Source organism: Kitasatospora sp. NPDC093558 (assembly GCF_040683475.1).
GTDB lineage: Bacteria > Actinomycetota > Actinomycetes > Streptomycetales > Streptomycetaceae > Kitasatospora.
The window spans coordinates 1-4,863 of the sequence record NZ_JBFBDY010000484.1; the positions used below are offsets into that span (position 1 = coordinate 1).

Below are 4,863 nucleotides of genomic sequence, written 5' to 3' on the forward strand. Positions count from 1 at the left end.
CGGCACGACGCCGAAGAACAGCGAGCGCAGCCGGCCGAGCACGAAGCGGCGCAGCGGGGCGACGGCGGCCACGACGAGGCCGAGCACGGCGGCGGACCGGCGCGGCCCTGCGGGAGGAGTGGGGCTGTCCGGGTCCGCGCACCGACCAGGTGGTCCCGTTCCGCGACAAGTACGCGATGGCGAGCCGGGTTTCGCGTGCCGGCCTGGCGGTGCCCCGCTTCGAGCGGGTCACGGACGCCGCCTCGGTGCGCGCGTTCGCCGGGTCCGCGGGCTGGCCGGTCGTCCTCAAGCCGCTGGCGGGCCGCGGGGCCAGCGGGGTCCTGCTCCTGGCCGGGCCGGGCGACCTCGACGGCGTCGCCCCTGCGTCCCCCGAAGACCCGTACCTGGTCCAGGAGTTCAACCCGCACCCGACGTACCACGTGGACGGCCTCTTCACCGGGGAGCGGCTCGCCGGCCACCGCGTCTCCCGCTACGTCAACAACTGCCTCGCCTTCCGCGCCGACGGCGTCCCGCTCGGTTCGGTCGAGGAGGACGACCCGCAACTCCTCAAGAGCGTCGCGGAGTTCGCCACCCGTGCACTGGCGGCGCTGACCGACCGGCCGACCGTGTTCCACCTGGAGCTCTTCGTCGACCGGGCCACCGGCGACTGCACCTTCCTGGAGGTCGCCGCCCGCGCCGGCGGGGCCGAGATCCCCGTCCTGTGGCGCGAGTCGCACCGGGGCGACCTGCTGGAGACGCTGGCCCGGACCCAGCTCGACCTGCCGGTCGAGGAACTCGGGGGTGATCTCGACGAGACCGGGGAGGTCGGCGGCTGGCTGATCGTCCCCGCCCCTCGGCTGCGCCCGTGCCGCGTCACCGGCAGCAGCTCGATGCTCGACCGCACGGACGGGCCGTATGCAGAAACGTTCCTGCCGGTCGGCCGGGTCCTGCCCAAGACCGATCCCTACCACCAGCACGTCGGCGGCCGGTTCCGCTTCCGCGGCCCGTCGAGCGACACCGTCGAGGCGGGCATCCGCGCCACCGCGGCGGACTTCCGGATGACCGTGGCACCGGAGCTCCCGCGCACCCCCCACGGCACCGGCCCCGGAACCATCACCCCCGACGGCTCCGCCGTGGACTTCTTCGCCGCCCTGCCCCCGGGCACCGGAACGGCCGCCGTCGTCCACGGCGCGATCCCCGAGCGCGGCTCCGTCCTCGAACTCGGCGCCGGCACCGGCCGGGTCACCCACCCGCTCGTCGCCCTGGGCCACCGGGTGGTCGCCGTCGACGAGTCCGCCGAGATGCTAGCCCGCCTGAACGACGGCCCGCCCGGCATGGCCGACGTCGAGACCGTGCTGTCGCGCATCGAGGACCTCCGCCTCGACCGCACCTTCGACGCCGTCCTGCTCCTCTCCTCCCTCATCAACTACGTGTCCAGGAAACCGCTCCTGGACGCCAGCCACCGCCACCTCGCACCCGGCGGCGCCGTCATCGTCCAGCGCACCAACCCGGCCTTCTTCGAGGAGGTCGGCCCGGCCGAGTGGGAGAACCGCGGCACCCGCTTCCGCAACTACGACGTCGAACAGCTCGACGACGGCATCGTCGCCTGCACCAAGGAGTACCGCATCGGCGAGCGGACCTGGACCTTCTCCGGCGTCTTCCACCGCCTCGCCGACGACGAACTCCCCGACGTCCTCGGCGCCTCCGGACTGCGCTTCGACCGCTTCCTCGACGAGCGGCACACCTACATCCTGGCCCGCGCGGCCTGATTTGCAGCTCCACGAAAGGAACCAGGTAACACCACCATGATCGTGAACTCGTGGAACGAGTGGGACCCGCTGCGCGAGATCGTGGTCGGCTCCGCCGACGGCGCACACTTCGAACCCACCGAACCCGGCAACCGCCCCACCATCCGCAACGCCCCCGCGGGCACCCCCTTCCCGACCGGCCCCAAGTCACCCGAAGCCATCGACCGGGCCAACGAGGAACTCGCCGGCCTCGTCGCCCTCCTCGAATCCCGCGGCATCACCGTCCGCCGCCCGGAGCCGCACGACTTCGGCACCCCCGTGCGCACCCCCGACTTCGAGGTCGCCAACCAGTACTGCGCGGTCTGCCCCCGGGACGTGATGATCACCGTCGGCCACGAGATCATCGAGGCCACCATGTCCCGCCGCGCCCGCTACTTCGAGTACCGCCCCTACCGCAAGCTCGTCTACGAGTACTGGAACGCCGACCCCCGGGCGACCTGGACCACCGCCCCCAAACCGTCCATGGACGACGACATGTACCGCCAGGAGTTCTGGGACCGGCCGATCGAGGAACGCCACCGCCGGATGCACTCCTTCGAGTTCTGCATCACCCAGGACGAGGTCGTCTTCGACGCCGCCGACATCAGCCGCTTCGGCCGCGACCTCATCGTCCAGGAGTCGATGACCACCAACCGCACCGGCATCACCTGGCTCAAGCGCCACCTCGAACCCCGCGGCTTCCGCGTCCACCCCGTCCACTTCCCCCTCGACTACTTCCCCTCCCACGTCGACTGCACCTTCGTCCCGCTGCGCCCCGGCCTCGTCCTGACCAACCCGGAACGCCCCCTCCTCGACCGTGACGCACGCCTGTTCCACGACAACGACTGGGAGCTGGTCGACGCCCCGCAGCCCACGACCGGCAACGACGAGATGCCCGACTACTGCCAGTCCTCGAAGTGGCTCTCGATGAACGTCCTCAGCCTCTCCCCCACCACGGTGGTCTGCGAGGAACAGGAGAAGCCACTCCAAGACCTGCTCGACAAGCTCGACTTCGAGGTCCTCACCGTCCCCTTCCGCAACGTCTTCGAATACGGCGGCTCCCTCCACTGCGCCACCTGGGACATCCACCGCGAGGGCGTCCGGGAGGACTACTTCCCGAACACGACGTACCGGCCGTTGGTTTGACGGCCTTGCCGATCCCGACCCGGCTTCGGTGGGGCACGATGGACGGGTGAACTTCTACGTCGCTATCGCCGGTGACCAGGTCCGGCTTCAGGAGCCGCTTTCGTGCTCGCCGGCTCCGCTCCCGGGGGCGTCATCCCCGCGACGGCCATCCGGGACGCCGACCCTGCCGCGTCCCCGCCTCCTCCTGGACGCCGCGACCGCCGACTGGATTCCCGAACACCTGGGGATCGGGCCCGCCGAACAAACCGCCTTCTGCACCTGGGCCATGGAGATCGCGGACCTCGGCCACACCGCCGCCACAGCCTGACCGCGCCGCGCGGGCGGGGTCAGAGGCGGTGCACCGCGGCCGAGTTGTCCACCCAGTGCCAGTTCACCGGGTCGTACTGCTTCTTCAGGGCGCTCCGGCCACGTGCGTACGCCGTGAGGGCGCCCGCCACGGCGTCGGGGAGGGTGGCGAGGTCCTCCGGAACGGGCACGCGCAGGAGCAGGTTCTGCTGGCCGTGGGCGAGGAGGAGTTCGCCGGCGGGGGTGCAGTCCAGGAGCTCGAACTTCGTCAGGGCCGTGAACGGCTTCTCCGAGGTGGGGATGCGGCAGCGCATGCGTCCGTCCGCCGTCCAGGCGAACAGGCCGTAGCGGTTGAGGTGGAACGCCCGGCCTCGGTGCGGATCGCCGACCACGGTGAAGTCGTGCCCGGTGAACGGGCTCTCGCCGATCCGGTGCAGGCCCTCCAGGCGCCCGCGCACCGCGCCCCGGTCGTCGACGAGCACGAAGGCGAAGTCGCGGCCGCGGTTGCCCGAGCGGTAGATCTTTCCGAAGACGGGGACGACGAACAGGTCGTCGGCGAGCGCCGCCGGGCGGTGCATCCTGCCTTCGGCGTAGTCGGGGGCACAAACGGCGTGCCGGGACACGACCTCGGTCAGCGTGGGCGACGGCCGGTTGTCCCGTCCGACCGGTGCGCCGTCGAATCGGACGTGGGGGTAGAGATCGGCGTCGGTCTGCCGGCCGGTGTCCGCCCGGAAGGACGCGATCGCCCGCAGCGGGGGCTTGGAGCCCGGCGCGAGGACGGCGCCGGGCTCGGAGACGGCGACGAGATTGGGATGGGCCCCGTGCCACGGCGCGATCCGGTACTCGGACGTCATGCACAACAGCCGCCCGGCGGGGGTGACGGCGATGGACGCGGCGTACGGGTCTCCCGGGCCTGCGTCCGTCTCGAACTCGCCGGGCATCGACCAGGACGCCAGGACGCGGCTCAGGTCGGGGGCCATCAGGTGCGTGGAGGCGGGGTTCGCGCAGTACGCCACCGTCCCATCCGGCAGGACCGCCAGGCTCTCGCCCTGTCCCGTCGTGATCGCCGACGCCGCACCGTCCGCGTGCTGCTGCCCGAACACGGCGGTGGCGGTGGGCGTCCCGTCGGGCGCGAAGCGAGTGATCATCCGGTAGTCGAAACCCCGCTCGCCGGGGTCCGTCGCCCCGGTGCCCGCCCGGAAGCGGGATCGCCACACCCTGCTGAGGGTGTACGTCTCCCCAGCCTGAGTGGCCACGGCGTGGCACGGCTCGAACCTCCACCAGTCGGCGGCCAGGGTCAGGTCGACCCGGTGGGCCGCCAGCAGGCCGGCGGGCAGGACGAACGGCGGGGTGTGCGGCGTGGTCGGGGTCATGATCGGCATTCTCCGTCCCGGCACCGACAATGCCTGGTCAAATCAGGCCCCAGCTGAGCGCCCACGGGACGAACAGGAGGCCCGCGGTGACGTGGGCCATCCACGCGCCGCGCTTGCGGGCGGGCAACTCGCCGCGGCTGTGCCACACCACCGCCGTCAGGACCACGACCGCGACCGCGGCGGTCTGAAGCAGCCGCCAGGCGAGCTCAAGGCCCGGGGCCTCCGCATTGGCGGCGAGGACGGACAGCGCGAATGCCGGGGCGGCGATCGCGGTGGCCGTGCCGACCGCGGAC

The 4,863-nt window shown here is 72.0% G+C and carries 4 protein-coding genes; 2 read left to right on the forward strand and 2 right to left on the reverse strand.

Going from position 1 to position 4,863, the window contains the following annotated elements:
* Nucleotides 1-149 precede the first annotated feature (149 nt).
* Both AB0O00_RS29650 and AB0O00_RS29655 read left to right on the forward strand, forming a co-directional pair.
* Complete coding sequence (locus AB0O00_RS29650; RefSeq protein ID WP_363656945.1) at nucleotides 150-1,748, forward strand: methyltransferase domain-containing protein; 1,599 nt, start codon at nucleotides 150-152, stop codon at nucleotides 1,746-1,748.
* A gap of 36 nt (nucleotides 1,749-1,784) precedes the next feature.
* Complete coding sequence (locus AB0O00_RS29655) at nucleotides 1,785-2,912, forward strand: glycine amidinotransferase (protein ID WP_363656947.1); 1,128 nt, start codon at nucleotides 1,785-1,787, stop codon at nucleotides 2,910-2,912.
* Between the two features lie 326 nt (nucleotides 2,913-3,238).
* Here the strand turns inward: AB0O00_RS29655 and AB0O00_RS29660 are convergent, their stop codons facing one another.
* Nucleotides 3,239-4,570, reverse strand: coding sequence for a hypothetical protein (locus tag AB0O00_RS29660; protein ID WP_363656949.1), 1,332 nt, complete (start codon nucleotides 4,568-4,570; stop codon nucleotides 3,239-3,241).
* A 37-nt stretch (nucleotides 4,571-4,607) separates the two neighbouring features.
* A partial coding sequence (locus AB0O00_RS29665; RefSeq protein WP_363656951.1) for a hypothetical protein occupies nucleotides 4,608-4,863 on the reverse strand: 256 nt, incomplete at its 5' end.